Annotated in this window: 18 protein-coding genes and 1 tRNA gene; 10 read left to right on the top strand and 9 right to left on the bottom strand. The window is 39.6% G+C overall.

Annotation, left to right across the window (positions count from 1 at the left end):
- Positions 1-73: 73 nt before the first annotated feature.
- From spoIVB to glgA, 3 genes are all read left to right on the top strand, one after another.
- The gene (gene spoIVB, locus DWV68_RS03935) at positions 74-1,363 is read left to right on the top strand and encodes a SpoIVB peptidase (RefSeq protein WP_197420809.1); all 1,290 of its coding nucleotides are present in this window, start codon (positions 74-76) and stop codon (positions 1,361-1,363) included.
- Positions 1,364-1,584: 221 nt separating this feature from the next.
- Positions 1,585-2,382 (top strand): sporulation transcription factor Spo0A, encoded by a 798-nt coding sequence (spo0A, locus tag DWV68_RS03930; protein ID WP_117698575.1) that lies wholly within the window; start codon positions 1,585-1,587, stop codon positions 2,380-2,382.
- A 426-nt stretch (positions 2,383-2,808) separates the two neighbouring features.
- A complete protein-coding gene (glgA, locus tag DWV68_RS03925; RefSeq protein WP_117841123.1) occupies positions 2,809-4,248 on the top strand; it encodes a glycogen synthase GlgA in 1,440 nt (479 codons plus the stop codon).
- Here glgA and DWV68_RS03920 read toward each other — a convergent pair.
- The 7 genes from DWV68_RS03920 to DWV68_RS03890 form a co-directional block, all read right to left on the bottom strand.
- Positions 4,238-5,155: a DUF5688 family protein gene (locus tag DWV68_RS03920; RefSeq protein WP_118665089.1), complete on the bottom strand. Its 918-nt coding sequence runs from the start codon at positions 5,153-5,155 to the stop codon at positions 4,238-4,240. The two genes, glgA and DWV68_RS03920, sit on opposite strands and share 11 nt — an antisense overlap.
- 161 nt (positions 5,156-5,316) lie before the next feature.
- Entirely contained in the window at positions 5,317-6,366 is a 1,050-nt protein-coding gene (locus tag DWV68_RS03915; RefSeq protein ID WP_118665087.1) for an ABC transporter substrate-binding protein, read from the bottom strand.
- A 3-nt stretch (positions 6,367-6,369) separates the two neighbouring features.
- Entirely contained in the window at positions 6,370-7,149 is a 780-nt protein-coding gene (locus DWV68_RS03910) for an ABC transporter permease (RefSeq protein WP_117698573.1), read from the bottom strand.
- Complete coding sequence (locus tag DWV68_RS03905; RefSeq protein ID WP_118665085.1) at positions 7,143-7,964, bottom strand: ABC transporter permease; 822 nt, start codon at positions 7,962-7,964, stop codon at positions 7,143-7,145. Before DWV68_RS03905 ends, DWV68_RS03910 begins: the two co-directional genes overlap by 7 nt.
- Positions 7,957-9,030, bottom strand: a complete 1,074-nt coding sequence (potA, locus tag DWV68_RS03900; protein WP_118665083.1) for a spermidine/putrescine ABC transporter ATP-binding protein — start codon at positions 9,028-9,030, stop codon at positions 7,957-7,959. The genes DWV68_RS03905 and potA overlap by 8 nt, the downstream gene beginning before the upstream one ends.
- Before the next feature lie 9 nt (positions 9,031-9,039).
- Positions 9,040-9,579 carry a helix-turn-helix domain-containing protein gene (locus tag DWV68_RS03895; protein WP_022243215.1) on the bottom strand — a complete coding sequence of 180 codons (540 nt, stop codon included), beginning with the start codon at positions 9,577-9,579 and terminating at the stop codon, positions 9,040-9,042.
- 162 nt (positions 9,580-9,741) lie between these two features.
- Positions 9,742-9,814: transfer RNA gene (locus DWV68_RS03890), tRNA-Thr, on the bottom strand.
- 228 nt (positions 9,815-10,042) lie between these two features.
- On the opposite strand from DWV68_RS03890, the gene DWV68_RS03885 reads away from it, so the two are divergent.
- From DWV68_RS03885 to DWV68_RS03875, 3 genes are read left to right on the top strand one after another with little or no spacing between them, the layout of a single operon-like run.
- Positions 10,043-10,483 carry a hypothetical protein gene (locus DWV68_RS03885; protein ID WP_117698570.1) on the top strand — a complete coding sequence of 147 codons (441 nt, stop codon included), beginning with the start codon at positions 10,043-10,045 and terminating at the stop codon, positions 10,481-10,483.
- A 26-nt stretch (positions 10,484-10,509) separates the two neighbouring features.
- Complete coding sequence (locus tag DWV68_RS03880) at positions 10,510-11,484, top strand: DHH family phosphoesterase (RefSeq protein WP_118665081.1); 975 nt, start codon at positions 10,510-10,512, stop codon at positions 11,482-11,484.
- A 6-nt stretch (positions 11,485-11,490) separates the two neighbouring features.
- The gene (locus DWV68_RS03875) at positions 11,491-11,898 is read left to right on the top strand and encodes a hypothetical protein (protein ID WP_022243212.1); all 408 of its coding nucleotides are present in this window, start codon (positions 11,491-11,493) and stop codon (positions 11,896-11,898) included.
- 78 nt (positions 11,899-11,976) lie between these two features.
- On the opposite strand, the gene DWV68_RS03870 is transcribed toward DWV68_RS03875, so the two are convergent.
- The gene (locus DWV68_RS03870) at positions 11,977-12,774 is read right to left on the bottom strand and encodes an ABC transporter permease (protein ID WP_118665079.1); all 798 of its coding nucleotides are present in this window, start codon (positions 12,772-12,774) and stop codon (positions 11,977-11,979) included.
- Positions 12,767-13,534, bottom strand: coding sequence for an ABC transporter ATP-binding protein (locus DWV68_RS03865; protein WP_118665077.1), 768 nt, complete (start codon positions 13,532-13,534; stop codon positions 12,767-12,769). The genes DWV68_RS03870 and DWV68_RS03865 overlap by 8 nt, the downstream gene beginning before the upstream one ends.
- Before the next feature lie 117 nt (positions 13,535-13,651).
- Between DWV68_RS03865 and DWV68_RS03860 the strand changes: the two genes are divergently transcribed.
- The 4 genes from DWV68_RS03860 to DWV68_RS03845 all read left to right on the top strand — a co-directional run bounded on the left by DWV68_RS03860 (position 13,652) and on the right by DWV68_RS03845 (position 18,633).
- Positions 13,652-14,335, top strand: a complete 684-nt coding sequence (locus DWV68_RS03860) for an epoxyqueuosine reductase QueH (RefSeq protein WP_118665075.1) — start codon at positions 13,652-13,654, stop codon at positions 14,333-14,335.
- A gap of 109 nt (positions 14,336-14,444) precedes the next feature.
- Positions 14,445-15,857, top strand: coding sequence for an argininosuccinate lyase (argH, locus tag DWV68_RS03855; protein ID WP_117698565.1), 1,413 nt, complete (start codon positions 14,445-14,447; stop codon positions 15,855-15,857).
- 173 nt (positions 15,858-16,030) lie between these two features.
- The gene (gene asd, locus DWV68_RS03850; protein WP_117698564.1) at positions 16,031-17,116 is read left to right on the top strand and encodes an aspartate-semialdehyde dehydrogenase; all 1,086 of its coding nucleotides are present in this window, start codon (positions 16,031-16,033) and stop codon (positions 17,114-17,116) included.
- A gap of 155 nt (positions 17,117-17,271) precedes the next feature.
- Positions 17,272-18,633 carry an ATP-binding protein gene (locus DWV68_RS03845; RefSeq protein WP_118057356.1) on the top strand — a complete coding sequence of 454 codons (1,362 nt, stop codon included), beginning with the start codon at positions 17,272-17,274 and terminating at the stop codon, positions 18,631-18,633.
- Positions 18,634-18,698: the final 65 nt, after the last annotated feature.

Raw genomic sequence — 18,698 nt, 5'->3', positions numbered from 1 at the left:
TATTTTACGCGGGAAAGCTGTAAAGAGAGTTTCCTGTAGTTATTATGCCTGTAGTGAGGAAAATATAATGCGGATGAGATTAATAAGAAAAAGCATAAAAAACATATGGCAGATTATAGTGATTGTCTGGCTGGTATTTGCTTACCAGCTTATGTTAAATATGGTTCCGGATGAAGTAAAACTTATCGATGGTGATTTAAGTAAACTGGACATTTCCATGCCGGTGACCTTCGAATGCCGGGATTCCGGAAAGAGATTTATCGATACATCTGTAATGGAAAATCAGCAGCTGCAAAGCAGCATGGACAAGGCCGGTGACGAAAGAAATGAAATAGATATGGTTTCAGATACGGTTGTTTTACGAGCGAAGCTCTTTGGAATTATTCCCATAAAGGATGTGCAGGCAGATATTGTAGCGGAGCAGGAGGTCTATGCCAGCGGGGAAAATATTGGTATTTATGTGCAGACGGATGGCATCTTTGTCATCGGAACGGGAAATTTTGAAGGGATGGATGGAGTACTGTATGCACCGGCACAGAATGTTTTAAAGAGTGGAGATTATATCTGTGCAGTAGATGGTGTAGAACTTGAAAATAAGGAGGCGTTAATGGATGCTGTCGATAAATGTGAAGGAAAATCTTTAGTGCTTCGGATACGTCGAAATGGAGAAACATTAGAATTATATATACAGCCGAAATTGTCAAAAGAAGAAACGTATAAATTAGGAGTCTGGGTAAGGGATGATCTGGCAGGAATCGGAACACTTACCTATATCAGCCAGGATGGAAGCTATGGGGCACTGGGACATGCGGTAACAGACATGGATACCGGAAGTATGCTGGAAGTGGGGACGGGAAAACTTTATAACAGCAGACTGGTGGGAATCGTAAAAGGAGAATCCGGTAAACCGGGTGAATTATCAGGAGTCATTAATTATGAAGAAAAATATTGTATGGGAGATATTGAGGAGAACTGCGAACGAGGAATCTATGGAACATTACATGAAAAAAATAATTTGCTGGAAAATGCCGTAGCTTATCCGGTTGGTTATAAGCAGGATATTGAACCTGGAGAAGCAGAAATTATCAGTGATATCGACGGAACGATAGCGCATTATAAGATAAGAATTACGGAAGTTAATTATCGGAAGAATAAGGAGAACAAAAGTATTTTATTTGAAGTAGAGGATGCGGCGCTGTTAGAGAGCACCGGAGGTATTGTACAGGGAATGAGCGGCAGCCCGGTGATTCAGAACGGAAGGCTGATAGGTGCAGTTACCCATGTGTTCGTCGATGATGCAAAGAAGGGGTATGGTATTTTTATTGAGGATATGTTAGAGATGGGGAAAACGTCGAATCCATAAGAAAAAACAGTTTATAATTTAACGACATGTTTCGACATAATTTATATCAGGATATAATTATGATACAAAATGTATAAGGGGAAGAAGGCAGCCGTTGTCTTCCGGGCAATATTGATGTCGAAATAAGATGAACGCTTTAGCTTGAAACGACAGAAAAGTTGTGTTTAAATACAAGTAGTTTCATCTTTGTACAAAAGAGTGGAAACGGCAGGAGGTTTGACATGGAAAAATTAAATGTAGCAATTGCAGATGATAACGAGAGAATGGTACAGCTTTTAGATGAAATCGTAGCCAGCGATAAGGATTTGCAGGTGGTTGGTACGGCAAAGAACGGGGTCGAAGCATATGAGATTATCAAACATAAACAGCCGGATGTTGTTTTATTGGATATAGTTATGCCAAAACTTGACGGACTTGCACTGTTAGAAAAAGTAAAAAAAGATAAATCCATAAGAAAATGTCCTAGTTTTATTATTATCAGTGCGGTAGGACAGGACCGGATTACAGAAGATGCATTTAATCTGGGGGCGGATTATTACATTATGAAGCCCTTCGATAATGATATGATTATCAATCGGATAAAAAGTACAAGAGTGCTCCGGGGAATGAATGCTGCGGAATCAAAAAAAGTCGGAGCATATGAGAAAAAGCCTTCGGCAAAACCGGAGGATCTGGAAAGTAAGGTGACAAATATTATACATGAAATAGGAGTTCCGGCACATATCAAAGGATATCAGTATTTGCGTGAAGCAATTATTATGTCGGTAAATGATATTGAAATGCTTAATTCCATTACAAAAATACTTTATCCGACAATCGCAAAAAAATATCAGACAACAGCCAGCCGCGTAGAACGTGCTATCCGCCACGCAATAGAGGTGGCATGGAGCCGTGGCAAAATGGACACGATTGATGAGCTGTTTGGGTATACGATAAACAATGGAAAAGGTAAACCGACAAATTCAGAATTTATAGCACTGATTGCAGACAGAATCCGCCTGGAATATAAAGCGTATTAAAAGGGTGGTTTCTACAAAAAATGGCAGCAAAATATAGTATCTGAATCAGACATTTTAGGTATTTTCCGCTCCCCCATAACGTGGTATAATAGACGCATAAGAAAAACAAGCGGCTGCAGAGCAGACATTTGTTTTTCTTGCGGCGTTAACGAGCAAATATTCTGCGAAGCAGAATGAAGAGCACGTTAGTGCGTATTTGCGAGTGTGAGCGTAAATAGGGCGAATACCCGTACATCGAGAAAGCTGTAGGCTTTCGAAGATGCACTGCGAAAGAAAGCGCAGCGGATTTGCGAGTGTGAGCGTAGATAGGGCGAATGCCCGTACATCGAGAAAACCAATGGTTTTCGAGATGCACTGCGAAAGAAAGCGCAGCGAAAGATGCACTGCGTATTTGTAAAAAGGGTATCAGATTTGGGGGTAACAGAAATGAAGCGGGTATTATTTGTTACATCAGAGGCAGTTCCATTTATCAAAACAGGCGGCCTTGCAGACGTAGCAGGTTCACTGCCAAAATATTTTTCAAAAAATGAATATGAAGTCAGCGTCATGCTGCCGAAGTATATGTGTATCCGTGAGGATATGCGTAAGAAAATGCATCATATATTGCATTTTTATGTAGATTTGGGCTGGCGAAAACAATATGTAGGAATACTGGAGGCAAAGGAAGATGGAATCCAGTATTATTTTATTGATAATGAATTCTATTTTGCGGGAGACAGACCATATAATAATATTTACGAAGATGTAGAAAAATTTGCATTTTTCTCAAAGGCAGTATTAGAAGCATTGCCGCATATGAATTACCAGCCGGATATTATTCATTGCCATGACTGGCAGACGGGACTGGTTCCGGTATATCTGGAGAATATCTATAAGAAAAATGTATTTTACCAGAATATGAAAACGGTATTTACGATACACAATCTACAGTTCCAGGGGCGCTGGAATCTAAAAGCAGTAAAAGATATTACCGGATTGCCGGATGCTCTTTTTACACCGGATAAATTAGAATCCTATGGAGAGGGCAATTATCTGAAGGGTGGTATTGTATATGCAGATGCTGTAACAACGGTAAGTCCTACATATGCTTATGAGATAACAACTCCGGATGGTGGCGAAGGCTTGGATGGTCTCATTCGCAGTAACAGCTATAAATTAAGCGGTATTATTAATGGAATCGATTATAATGAATATAATCCGAAAGCGGATCCAAAGATTGCTTATTTATATGATGCCAATGATTTAGAAGAGGGCAAGCGGAAAAATAAGCAGGCACTTTTAAAGGATATGAATCTTCCGTATTCGGATGATGTGATGTTAGTTGGAATTGTTTCAAGAATGACAGAGCAGAAGGGATTTGCACTGGTAGATTATATGATGGATGAACTGCTTTCTTCCGGTAAATTTGAGATTGTTGCCTTAGGAACCGGAGAGGAACGTTATGAGAATATGTTCCGTTATTATGAGAGCAGGTATCCGGACAGACTGAAGGCAAATATTATGTATTCCGAAGAAGCAGCACATAGAATTTATGCAGCATCAGATGCTTTTTTGATGCCATCTTTATTTGAACCCTGTGGTCTGAGCCAGTTGATGTGCCTTCGTTATGGAACAGTACCGGTGGTTCGCGAGACCGGTGGCTTAAAGGATACCGTAGAGCCATATAATGAGTATCAGCATACCGGAACAGGTTTTACTTTTTCAAATTATAATGCTCATGAAATGCGTGACAGTCTTCTTTATGCATATCAGGTATTCCATGAGAACCGGACCGGGTGGCTGGATATCGCAAGACGTGGCATGGAGCAGAATTTCTCCTGGTCCAGTTCTGCAAAGGAATATGAAAAATTATATGCTAGATTGTAGTCCTTTCTTCTGGCATAGAAGTAAGAAGCTTTTCAGAGCGGGAATAGAAATAAGCGTGATCGGATAAGATTTCTTCTTCCTCAACCTGAGTAGAATTTACTTCATGAATCATAGCATTTAAATCCTGTATACAGGTTCCGGGCAGAACAGGAAGAATCAGAAATTCATGAATGCTGCTTGGAATCAGATAAAAATCACATGTGAGCTTATCTGCAATGGAATCTAAAAGATTTGGATAGAGAATGCAGGAAGCACCATAGAGTCTGGCTTTATTGGTTAATACATAAAGCGGTGTTTCGGATTCTTCTTCCATGCTATCGGCAGGAAAGGGCATTGGCATAAGCTTATTGAGTAATGGCATTAATGGTTCAAAATCAGCAGGAAGCTGTGCCGGCGTATTCTCTAAGGCATAAGAATATAACTCATCTGCGGAGACGTTCCAGTAGGAAAGATGAGTGGAACGAATCAGAATAGTGGCATTTCCCTGACTTGAGCTAGATAAAAGACAATAAAAAACAACTGCAAAATCAAGATAACGAAAATGAGGAATTTCTTTGAGGAGTTCCTCATTTTTCTGATAGTGAATCAGTTTAAAGAGGATGCGGTGCCGTACATTTTCAAAATTAGTAAAGAATGCTACATCGACAGAGCTGCTGGGACGGTAAGCCCGGTAAATTTCCCGGATATGCAAAATAATGTTCTGTATACTTTTTCCCGCCTGATATTCTTTGTAATAATCATTGAGATAAATAGTGGGAGAAATGTTGCAGTCCTTTTGCAGAATAGTGAGTCCATCCAAAGTAACACCATTATTTTTTTGAATTTTATGCAGCTGAACCGTAACATCTGTATCAAACAGAGAATGAATTTGTAACTGGATTTCAGTAAGAAATTGTTGATATGTCATAAAGACCTCCTGGTTAGAAATGGTAAAAATGAATAAATAGAAAAGAAAGTCCATGGATTATTCCAATGGACTTTCAATATATCATCTTGTGTCTTGAATAACAAGAAACGCAATATGAAATTTTTCTAAAAAATTTCTAATCTTTTAGAGACCAGAATATTTTAGTAAGATTTTAATTTCTTCCAGAGATAGTCATATGTTTCTGTAGCCGGGACATCAAGACTGTTAAAAATTTCACAGTTTTCTAAAGTTTCCTGATCAGAAAAAATAGTAGTACTTTCCTGAACCTCTTCATCCAGTTCGTCATAAACAGCGGTGTTTGGTGTAGCATACCAGACATAGTCAAAGTTTTCCATACCGATATCTTCACGACAGAGATAATTTAAAAACTGTTCTGCAGCATCCTTATGCTGGCAGGTTTTGGGAATGAACCAGGAGTCCATCCACATATTGGAACCTTCTTTCGGAACCACATAATCAAGATCATCATTATAATCCTGTGCATAGGCAGCCTCTCCGGAATAAATAAGAGCCATGGCAGCATTTCCGGCAATCATTTCATCGGCAGAAGAATCTACCAGATAGGAGTAGACTAAATCTTTCTGGTCACAAAGCATGGAAAGTGCTTCGTTTAATCCATCTTCATCCGTAGTATTGATGGAATAGTCCAAAAGCCGGAGTGCAGGAACGAAGGTATCGCGGACGGAATTTTCCATGATAATCTGTCCCTTATATTTCGGATTCCAGAGAACATTCCAGCTGTCCATATCAGCTTCATCTACCATGGTTTTATTGTAGAGAATACCAAGTGTGCCGAAGAAATAAGGCAGTGTGTATTTCGTTTCCGGGTCAAAGGCCTTGGAAAATTCCACATAGGTTGGGTCGATGTTTTCGTAAAGTGGAATATTATCATAATCCATTTCTAAGACTTCACCTTCATTGATAAGCTTCTGGATCATATAGTCGGAGGTACAGATTAAATCGTATTTGATGGAACCCGCTTTGTATTTGGTATACATTTCCTCCGGACTTTCATATTCTTCGTATTTGATGGTAATACCGGTTTCTTTTTCAAATTGCTGGATAACATCCGGCTCTATATATTTTCCATAATTTAAAATAACAAGTGCATTTTCATCCTCTTTCTGTCCACAGCCGGAAAGAGTAAGGAGACCAGCAATAAGCATAAATGAAAATAAGAATTTCTTCATTTCTTAAGACCTTCCTTTCGCATCCTTGACACTGCGGTAATTCATAATCAGAAGAAGTACCAGTGCAAGGAAGAATAAAATCGTAGACAGTGCATACATTTCCGGAATAATACCTTTACGCAGCTGGGTATAAATCATGGTGGACAATGTATTGACACCGGCACCCTTGGTAAAATAGGTGATGGAGAAATCGTCTAGGGACATTGTCACGGCCATCAGAAAACCGGAGAATACACCAGGCTTGATATCCGGCCATACAATTTTGAAAAATGCATAAAGTGGTGTTGCACCTAAGTCTCTGGCGGCCTCATAGGTATGGGATGAGGTGTTGGAAAGCTTAGGCAGTACATTTAAAATGACATATGGAATGTCAAAGGTAATATGTGCAATCAATACGGTTGATGTTCCAAGCTCTGTAAAGCGGACAAAAAGCAGCATCAGGGAGATACCAGTAACAATATCTGCATTCAGAAGTGGAATGTTAGTTGCACCAAGCATAATCTGACGGTTCCTTTTCCGCATGGCACTGATTCCGATTGCTGCCATGGTTCCGATTATTGTAGCAATCACAGAAGATGCAACGGTAATCAGAATCGTGGTATAAAAGGCATTCATAATAGTCGGGTCAGAAACAAGATTACGATACCATTCTGTCGTAAACCCGCCCCACTTTACACGGGAGAGGGAGTTGTTGAAGGAAAGTACAATCAGAACTCCAATCGGAAGATACAGAAACAGGAAAATAATTGCAAGATAAATTCTTGATAAACTTTTCTTTACCATACTGCATGCCCTCCTGATTCACCGGCACGATTCATAAATGCCATACTGATTAAAACAAAAATCATAAGTACAATGGAAAGTCCGGAACCTAAATTCCAGTAGGAACCCTGCATGAAGGACTGCTCAATAACATTTCCAATGAGAAGTACTTTACCTCCACCTAAAAGGTCTGAAATAACAAAGGAGGTAAGTGCCGGCACGAATACCATAATAATTCCGCTGACAATTCCAGGCAAAGTAAGCGGCAGAATGATACGGAAGAAGGTGATAAAACTGTTGGCACCTAAATCCCTTGCCGCATCTATGGTTTCTTTGCGGATACGTACTATGGAATTGTAAATCGGCATAATCATAAATGGAAGAAAATCATAAATCATGCCAAATACAACGGCTCCCTGGGTATTTAACATATGAAGCTTCGGGATGCCGAAAATGGAAAAAAATCCATTGATAATTCCATTATTGGAAAGTAACATCTGCCATGCTAAAATACGCAGCATAAAATTCATCCACATTGGCAGGACGAAGATAAATACCACAAAGCTCTGATGCTTGATATGAAGACTATTTAATATCATGGCAAGCGGGTAGGAGAGCAGGAGACAGACAATTGTACATAAGATACCAAGCTTCAAGGAAAGCAGGAGTGCTTTTATATGTACCGGGTCTGCAATTGCAGCAATATTTGCCCAGGTAAAACCACCGTCACTGTTGGTAAATGCGTAATATAATATCATCAGAATCGGAAGTACAGTAAATCCAATAATCCAGACCAGATAAGGTCCGGCTAAAAGTCTTTTTCTGGCATTATGCATCGAGTTCCACCGCCTTTTCGTCACTGGATTCCGGTTTATGCATAATCTGGATATTGAAAGGAATTACCTTCATTCCCACATGGCTTCCGGTTTCGAAATATTTGGTGGTATGAACAAGCCATTCATATCCGCCAGCCATAATTTCGATTTCGTAGTGGACACCCTTGAAGATAACAGAAGTAATATCACCATCCATAAAACCGGTGCCGGCTTCTACAATCTCAATATCTTCTGGGCGGATGACTACGTCTACCGGTTTATTATTACCAAAACCGGTGTCGACACATTCGTGCTTGATGCCTAAGAAGCTGACTAATTTATCCTCAATCATGATACCGTCAATGATATTGCTGTCTCCGATAAAGTCGGCAACGAATGCATTTTCCGGCTCATTATAAATATCTTCCGGAGTACCAATCTGCTGGATATAGCCCTGATTCATGACAGCAATGGTGTCTGACATGGTAAGGGCTTCTTCCTGGTCGTGGGTAACATAGATAAAAGTAATGCCAAGTTCATTTTTCAGACGAATCAGTTCGTACTGCATGTCCTGACGCATTTTTAAATCCAGTGCGCCCAAAGGCTCGTCTAAAAGGAGAACCTTTGGTTCATTTACAATGGCACGGGCAATGGCAATACGCTGCTGCTGGCCACCGCTTAAGGAATCAATGCTGCGGTTTTCATAACCGTCTAAGTTTACAAGCTTTAAGGCATATTTGATTTTATCCTGAATATAAGCCTTGCTTTTTTTACTGATTTTTAAACCAAAAGCAATATTATCTGCAATGCTCATATGGGTAAAAAGTGCGTATTTCTGGAATACGGTATTTAATTTACGCTCATTTGGCGGAAGAGAAGTAATATCTTTTCCATCAAAAATAATACGTCCGGTGTCCGGTGTCTCAAAACCACCGATAAGACGCAGGGTAGTAGTCTTTCCACAGCCGGAAGGTCCCAGCAGTGTTAAGAATTCGTTTTCCTTTACATAAAGATTTAAGTCATCCAAAATCATATTTCCGTCATAAGTTTTGGTAATATTTTCTAATTGTATTAATTTCTTGCCCATCATAACCTCCTAAAAACTTGGCGGGTTTGTAACCCAGATAAGAACGGCATCTTTCCTGCCGGTATTTTCGATATGGTGCTTTTTATTGGACTTAAGATAAAAAGACTCCCCCTGTCTTGCAGTATAAGTACGGGTACCATATATGATTTTAATGGAGCCCTTAAGTACATAGCCGAATTCTTCTCCCTCATGTGGAAGATAGATGTCTGATGTGCCGCCGGGCTTCAGCGTCAGACGTACCGGTTCCATCATATCTTTCTGGGCACCGGGAACCATCCATTCGATTAAGCTCCTGTGTTCCGCATCTTCTTTTTCAAAATAATCTTCATTTTTAAAGACAAGCTGTGCAGGTTCATCATCTGCAAAAAATTCTGCCGGCGTAGTGCCGAGACACTGGATAATATCTAAAAGTGTACCCACGGAAGGAGACGTAAGATTACGCTCTAACTGGGAGATAAATCCTTTGGATAATTCCAGACGGTCAGCCAGTTCCTGCTGGGTGAGACCGTAGAGAATCCGCAGCTCCTTGATTTTATTTCCAATATCCATTTTGTACTTCCTTTCCATGAAAAGTGATTTTACATAGTTTTTACAAAATGAAGCTAATAATGTATTTGAAGTTTAATAATAATAAACTCACTAAGGAGTATTATGAGAAATTGAAAGAGAAATGTCAATACTATTTTTAGATTATTTTTAGACAACAAAAAAAGCTCCCGAGGGGACTCGAACCCCTGACCTACGCATTACGAATGCGCCGCTCTACCAACTGAGCCACGGAAGCAGAATAATCTAGTTATATGCGAAATAAAATATTTTCCTCAGACAACCCTTTATTTATTAAAATCATACTATAATATTATATATAGAAAAAAATAAATTTGCAATGTTTTTTTGAAAAAAGTTGTTCTTTCAAAGGTTACTTGGTATAATGGGCGTAGATGTGTAAGAACCGGAGAAAGATGAACCGGCTTATGAAAAGGGAAATCATTACAAGGAGGAAGTTTTTTTCATGGAAGTGAAGGAATTTGTTTCAGGGGGAAAGAAAACTGAGGACAGTAAGAAGAATATGAAGAAGAAAATCAACAGCGCAAAGAAAAATTATGCAAAGAAGAACAGTCAGTTTACGATTGCAGAATTAAAGGAAAACAGCGCGCTGATTATGTTATGTGTATTTGTGGTTTTTGCCGTATTGGAAATTGTACTGGGTATACTGGTATGGAAGATTCCGGTAGTGAGCGTATGTATTGTGGTGTTGATTGAAGCGGGACTTGCTGCATGTCTGCATAACCTTCCTGTCTGGCTGCATGGAATTGTTGCAGCAGCAGAGATTGTCGTTGGAATAATTTCCGGTAAAGTAATATTTATGCTGATTGGAATTTTATGCTATGGGGCAGCTTTGTTTGCCTTAAAATTCCAGAAGGAAAATAATCCGCTTTCTATATTAAAATAAGAAGAAATCATACCAGGAGATAAAACATGGATCCCTTACAATTAGTAGAGTTATTAAGAGGACACAGAACTTATATTCAGACACATAATTTTCCAGATCCGGATGCGATTGCCAGTGCCTTTGGCTTACAGCATTTTTTAAATTACCATGGGATTAATGCAGATATCTGTTATGATGGCAAGATTGAACGCCTGAGTACAAGAAAGATGTTTGACACATTTCATATTGATATTTTGTCTAAAGAAGATTTGGATGATATGAAGAAAGAGGACTATATTGTTACCGTAGACTCCCAGAAATATAATGCGAATCTGACCGATTTTATCGGGGATGAGGTGGCATGTATTGACCATCATCCGACAGTAATTGCCTGTGAATATGCTTATAAAGATGTGCGCCGTGTAGGAGCCTGTGCCACAATGATTGCAGAGTATTTTTATCTTACCAATACACCAATGAGCCGGGATGTGGCGGCAGCACTGGCATATGGCATCAAGATGGATACGGATGACTTTGTCCGTGGTACAACAAAGCTTGATGTGGATATGTTTGCATACATCTATCCAATGGCAGATGTGGAAGAGTTAAAATCCATGTATGTAAATGTAATGGAGTTTTCTGATTTAAAGGCATATGGTGCGGCAATCGATAATATCCACATTTATGATGATGTGGGATTTGCATCGATTCCGTTTGATTGTCCGGATGCGCTGATTGCAATTATTTCAGATTTTATTTTATCTCTTGATGTAGTTAATATTTCCGTGATTTATGCAATCCGTTCTGACGGCATTAAGTTTTCTGTCCGTAGTGCATTAAATCATGTAGATGCCGGAAGAGTTGTAGCAAAGGCATTAGCAGATTATGGAAATGGTGGCGGACATCCGGCAATGGCTGGCGGTTTCATTCCAAAGAAGAATATGGAAAAGTTGGAACCGGACCGGGATTATAAATTAGAAATGCTGTTCTTAGAGCAGATCAAGGCAGAAGAAGGAAGGTAAGATACCATGGCAGAAAATCAGGTGAAGATAACCTATCATATTTATCTTGAGGCAGAGGATGTATCTCAGTCGAGAATTTTATCCAGTACCTCTTATGTAAAGAACTTATTTAAAAATTGCGGCAATCATTATTTTCAGGGTGTAGATTTTGATGATGAAAGTGATTTGGATGATTTTACCCTGCGTCTCTTTGTGGAGCAGGAAATCTTAGAAGAAGAGTGCAGCGTAGAGGCAGATGCAAAAGACTTTCCGGCAGATATGGCAGAATTCTTGGATAATATAGCCCAGGCACATTCTTTCCTTGATATGGAAGGTGATTTTACCGTGGAATATCAGGGCGAGAAAGTAAGTTTTAAGTTTGCTTCTGAAGCAGGAGCAGATTACTGTGACTTTGAAGAAATCGAAGAAGCATAAAAATTCATAAGTAATTTCCTGTAAAGTAAGAAAGAGAAAGGCAGTATGAAGAGCAGGTGCAATTCATACCGCCTTTCTTTATTTCCTCTTTAAGCAGAGCTTCTCAAAACTTCCAATCAGCTGATAGAGCAGCATGGCAATGAGACAGAGAATCAGAATCGATAAGATGACCCAGTCTAATTTAAAAACCTGGCTGCCATAAATAATAAGATAGCCTAAGCCTTTTTTTGCTGCAATAAATTCACCGATGATAACACCAACCAGACAAAGACCGATGTTGACTTTCATAATAGAAAGCAGGGTGGGAACACAGCCCGGCAGCATAATTTTAAACATGACATCATTACGGGTGCCGCCTAATGTCTTTATCAGAAGAATCTTTTCTTTATCCATATCACAAAAAGCAGTGTAAAGACTCAGAATAGAGCCAAAGATAGATACGGACATACCGGTGATGATAATGGTCTTGTAATTGCCGCCCAGCCATACAATCAGCAGTGGAGCCAGCGCGGATTTTGGCAGGGAATTTAAAACCACAAGATAAGGCTCTAAGGTTTCGGATAAGGTTTTGGAAAACCAGAGGATTGCAGCAATCAGTAATGTTAAAATAATAACAAAGAAAAAGCTGCTTAAGGTTTCAAACAGGGTGATTCCAATGTGATAAAGGAGCTTCTGACCGGTAATCATCTGGTAAAAGCAGATGATAAGTCTGGTGGGACTGCTGAAAATAAAGGGGTCGATTTTTCCATATTTCGCACAGAGTTCCCATTGCAATAAAAAGACAACAAGAATCAGGATGCGACAGATTTTTATTTTAAGCCGATGCCTGCGGCATTGCCGTAAGTACATAAGCTGTGCAGAGGATGGGTTATTCATTTTGATTAAATTCCTTCCATATTAAGTTAAAATAGGATTTAAAATGGCTGTCATTCCGTTTTTCTAAAGGCGTAAGACCAGGCTCAAAGGAAACAGGTATAATGGAGCGGATTGTGCCCGGCCGGTGGCTTAAGACAATAACACGGTCTCCCATGGAAATTGCTTCGGATAAATCATGGGTTACAAGAATGGCGGTTTTATGTTCCTGCCGCAGAATGGTACCGATGTCATTGCTGACATTAAGGCGGGTCTGATAATCTAATGCCGAGAAGGGTTCATCTAAGAGAAGCAGCTCCGGGCGAAGTACCAGAGTCCGAATCAGGGCAGCCCGCTGCCGCATGCCGCCGGAAAGCTCAGAAGGACGTTTTGCAGCAAAATCGGCAAGTCCATAAGTTTCTAACAGCCGGCTGGCATAAGCAAGATTTTCCGGTGTCATTTTGTGCTGGATTTCCAGCCCTAATTGGACATTGGATGCGATGGTACGCCACTCTAAGAGATGGTCTTTCTGGAGCATGTATCCCATATTTAAGATATCCTTTGACTGCAGGGGGTGTCCCATGAAGGAAATGATGCCGCCGGATGGGACAAGAAGACCGCAGATAAGGGATAAAAGTGTTGATTTGCCACATCCACTGGGGCCTACAATAGAAACAAATTCTCCTTTGGATAAAGTAAAACTGATATTGGACAGAGCCTTGGTTTCGCCCTCTTTCGTATGATAAATATAATCTATATTGGACAATTCGAGGATGGAGCACATGGTATTCACCTGATAGAAGTTTATAGGATAATATATGTGAAAAAATGAGATTGGTCACCCGGATTGACAGAAGAAAAGGATAGATTATAATAGGAACAGAATCGACAGAAGTTTAGAATGGGAAAGGTAAATGTGATGAAAGAAAATTACCAGAAAATATTAGATGAAACGATTGCCGGATTAGAAGAAAGAGGAGAAGTTCCGAAACTTTTACTTCATAGCTGCTGTGCACCCTGCAGTTCTTATGTATTAGAGTATCTTTCCAACTATTTTTATATTACGGTGTTGTACTATAATCCCAATATTTATCCGGAGGATGAATATTATCACAGAGCAGCGGAGCAGAAACGCTTTATTAAAGAATTTCCAACGAAATATCCTGTCACCTTTGTGGAAGGAAACTTTGAACCGGAGCGTTTTTATGAAACAGTAAAAGGTTATGAAAATATCCGGGAGGGTGGCGAACGGTGTTTCCGCTGCTATGAATTAAGACTGCGGGAAGCGGCAGAGTATGCGAAAAAATTAAATTGTGATTATTTTACGACAACGCTGTCTATCAGTCCCATGAAGAATGCTGTAAAGTTAAATGAGATTGGAGGAAGGCTGGCTGAAGAATATGGCATTCCCTATTTATATTCGGATTTTAAGAAACGGGATGGCTATAAGCGTTCTACCGTAATTTCGGCAGAGTATGGCATGTACCGGCAGGATTATTGTGGCTGTGTATTTTCGAAGCGGGAGCGGGAAGAACAGAAAAGAGAACGTGCGGCACAGGAAAGTGAGCAAGCAGTACAGGAGTGATTTCTTCTGGTTGTCATTTTATGAAAAATAAGGTATACTTTCAGAAGTTAGTTATGGATTTTTGTTTAGAATAAGTACGGACATCCGTATGGAAAGAGAGGATAAAAGAGTGGCACAGTTATGGGGCGGACGCTTTACCAAAGAGACAGACAAGCTCGTTTACAATTTTAATGCGTCTATATCATTTGATCAGAAATTCTATAAACAGGATATGGAAGGCAGCATTGCACATGTGAAAATGCTTGGAAAACAGGGCATTTTAACAGAGAAAGAAATGCAGGATATTGTAGACTGTTTAAAAGAAATTTTAAAAGAAGTAGAAGAAGGAAAGCTTATTATTACCGATGAATACGAAGATATTCACAGCTTTGTAGAGGCAAAGCTCATTGACCGTCTGGGAGATACCGGTAAGAAATTACATACCGGACGAAGCAGAAATGACCAGGTTGCACTGGACATGCGTCTTTATACCAGACAGGAAGTATTGCATACTGACAAGCTGGTAAAAGAACTTCTTGAGACCATTCTTAAGATTATGGAAGAAAATACCGAGACGATTATGCCGGGATTTACCCATCTTCAGAAAGCACAGCCGATTACACTGGCACATCATATGGGAGCTTATTTTGAGATGTTCCGCCGTGACAGACTACGCCTGCAGGATATTTTTAAGAGAATGAATTACTGTCCGTTAGGTTCCGGTGCCCTGGCAGGAACTACTTATCCATTAGACCGTGAATATACTGCAGAATTACTTGGTTTCTATGGACCAACCTTAAACAGTATGGATGGCGTATCAGACCGTGACTACTTAATCGAATTTTTATCTGCATTATCAACGATTATGATGCATTTAAGCCGTTTCTCAGAAGAAGTTATCATCTGGAATTCCAATGAATATCAGTTTGTAGAGATTGACGATGCATACAGTACCGGAAGCAGCATTATGCCACAGAAGAAAAATCCGGATATTGCAGAATTGGTACGTGGAAAGACCGGAAGAGTGTATGGTGCACTGATGTCATTGCTTACTACAATGAAGGGAATTCCCCTTGCGTATAATAAAGATATGCAGGAAGACAAGGAGCTTTCCTTTGATGCCATGGATACTGCAAAAGGCTGTCTGGCACTCTTTAACGGTATGCTCGCAACTATGAAATTCAATAAAGAAAAAATGCATGACAGTGCCAACAAGGGATTTACCAATGCGACAGATGCAGCAGATTATCTGGTAAATCATGGCGTTCCTTTTCGTGATGCCCACGGTATTGTAGGAAGAATCGTGCTTTATTGTCTGGATAAGAAGATTGCCATTGATGATATGTCATTGGATGAGTTAAAGGCAATCTGTCCGGTATTTGAAGAAGATATCTATGAAGCAATTTCCATGGAAACCTGTGTTAATAAACGTCTGACTGTTGGTGCGCCTGGTAAAGACGCAATGGAAAAAGTCATTGCATTGCATAAGGAATATCTGTCAAAGGACTGGCAGGATGAGTTGAATCTGCCGGAAGAGGCGTAGAAAATAAGTAGCTTATTTTAAAAAAATTGGTACATATGTATAAGAAAAATGCAATTCACTTAGTAATTTTTGATAAATTGTGAATTGCATTTTTTGTATAAATAGGATAGTATATTTATCAGAAAGACAACTGTTCGCGATAGACGAACATAAAAACGTGAGGAGAAAAAGAAATGAGCAGCAAATTAAAAGTCGGTATTTTAGGTGGAACAGGAATGGTAGGTCAGAGATTTATTTCTCTTCTGGAGAATCATCCATGGTTTGAGGTAACTACAATTGCAGCAAGCCCAAGAAGTGCAGGAAAGACCTATGCAGAAGCAGTTGGAGATCGTTGGAAAATGGATACTCCAATGCCGGAAGCCGTTAAAAATATTGTAGTAAAGAATGTTAATGAAGTAGAAAATGTTGCAGCAGAAGTTGATTTCGTATTCAGTGCTGTAGATATGACTAAAGATGAAATCAAAGCAATTGAAGAAGCATATGCTAAGACAGAGACTCCTGTTGTTTCGAACAACAGTGCACACAGATGGACACCGGATGTTCCTATGGTAGTACCTGAAATCAATCCGGAACATATGAAAGTAATCGAATTCCAGCGCAAGAGACTGGGAACCAAGAGAGGATTCGTTGCAGTAAAACCAAACTGCTCCATCCAGAGTTATGCTCCTGTTCTTACAGCATGGAAAGAGTTTGAACCATATGAAGTAGTAGCAACTACCTATCAGGCAATTTCCGGTGCCGGAAAAACCTTTAAGGACTGGCCGGAAATGGTTGGAAATATTATCCCATACATCGGTGGAGAGGAAGAAAAATCCGAAAAAGAGCCACTTCGTATCTGGGGTGAAATCAAAGATGGTGTCATTGTACCTGCTACATCACCGGTTATTACCTGCCAGTGTATCCGTGTTCCGGTATTAAACGGACATACAGCAGCTGTATTTGTTAAGTTCAAAAAGAACCCTACAAAAGAGCAGTTAATCGAAAAATTAGTAAACTTCAAGGGTGTTCCACAGGAATTAAATCTTCCAAGTGCACCAAAGCAGTTTATCCAGTACTTAGAAGAAGACAACAGACCACAGGTTTCTATGGATGTTAACTATGAAAACGGTATGGGAATCAGTGTTGGACGTCTTCGTGAGGACACCGTATATGATTGGAAATTCGTAGGATTATCCCACAATACCGTACGTGGTGCGGCTGGTGGAGCTGTTCTTTGTGCAGAACTTTTAAAAGCACAGGGTTACATTACCGCAAAATAAGCAGCAAAATATGTAACAAAATGAAGATAGAAAAGTCATATTGCAGGAAAGCAGTATGGCTTTTTTATCGTTTGGCGTTGATAGAAAAATTAAAATGTGATATTATTTTTGTTAGAGTGACTTCTTAGAATTAGAAATTTTGGAGGATATTACCAATGATGATTCAGACATCCGAATTAAAAAAATTAGAAGAGGTATATGGACAGTCCGGCAATCAGATTGTTCTTTTATATGGAAGAGATAACTGCCAGAAAGAGCAGTTAATAAAAGAATTCTGTAAGGAGAAAAAGTTTTTTTACTATCGCGCCAGACAGGCATCCGAAAGGGAACAGGTTTTACAGATGGGGCAGGAAGTGGAAGCAAAATACGGAATTCGTCTGACACGCTATAGTTATGATGAATTCTTTAACCGCATCAAGAGTGGAGACCCGACCAAGCTTGTGGTTGTTATTGATGAATTCCAGTATATTGCCAGAAAAGATGTTGGCTTTATGAACAGCATTCTGAAACTGAAAGCAAAGAAATTATATCCGGGTCCTGTTATGATTATTCTGACCAGCTCTTCACTGGTATGGGTAGAGGAAGACTGCAGAGAAAAATATGGTGAATACTTAAAGAAGGTAGACGCAGCCATCCGCATGGAGGATGCGACATTTCTTGATGTGGTTCGACATTTCCCGGAATATGGAACCAGTCAGGCAGTGCAGGTCTATGGAATTATTGGAGGTGTGCCGGGTTATCTTACACGCTGGAATTCCAAAAAGAGTATTAAGGAAAATGTCTGTCGGCATATTTTGTCTCCGGATGGCTTCCTGTTCCATGAGGCAGAAAATTATATCAGCATTGAATTAAGAGAACTTTCTGTATATAATACAATACTTGCAGCATTGGCTTCGGGAAATAATAAGCTGAATGACCTCTTTTTAAAGACAGGCTTCTCCAGAGCAAAAATCAGTGTCTACATGAAGAATCTGATGGCATTTGATGTGGTAGAAAAGGTGGTTTCCTTTGATACCGGTGGCTGGGAGAATACGAAAAAGGGTGTTTACCGCATTGCCAATACTTATGTGAATTTCTGGTTCCGTTTTGTCTATCCACATTTATCGGACTTATATATGATGACACCGGAAGAATTTTATGATACTTATATTGAAAAAGATTTAGATGACTATATGAACCGTTATTTTGTCAAGGTCTGCCGGGAATATCTGACTTTATTAAATCGTATTGGTAAACTTCCGATTAACATTCACCGGATTGGAACCTGGGTTGGAAAGAAGGGCAATATCGATATTGTCGCCCAGAACAGTGTCCGTGAGAGCATTGTCGGAATCTGTAACTGGTCAGAGCCTTATATGACCCGCTCGTCAGGTGAAGCATTGCTTGATAATCTGAAACAGGCAAAAATTTCCGCAAAATATCTTTATATGTTTTCCGCACAGGAATTTGCAGAGGATTTAAAACAGATGGCAGAAGAAGATAAAAGATTTGTCCTGATCGATATGAAGGAATTATAAAGTGCCGGAAAGCTAAAAATGACAGTAAAGTCAAATGATTGAAAAAGACAAAATAATAGAAATGG

Source organism: Roseburia sp. AF12-17LB, assembly GCF_003479605.1.
Taxonomy (GTDB): Bacteria; Bacillota; Clostridia; order Lachnospirales; family Lachnospiraceae; genus Roseburia_C; species Roseburia_C amylophila.
This window is presented reverse-complemented; position numbering and strand designations above follow the sequence as displayed.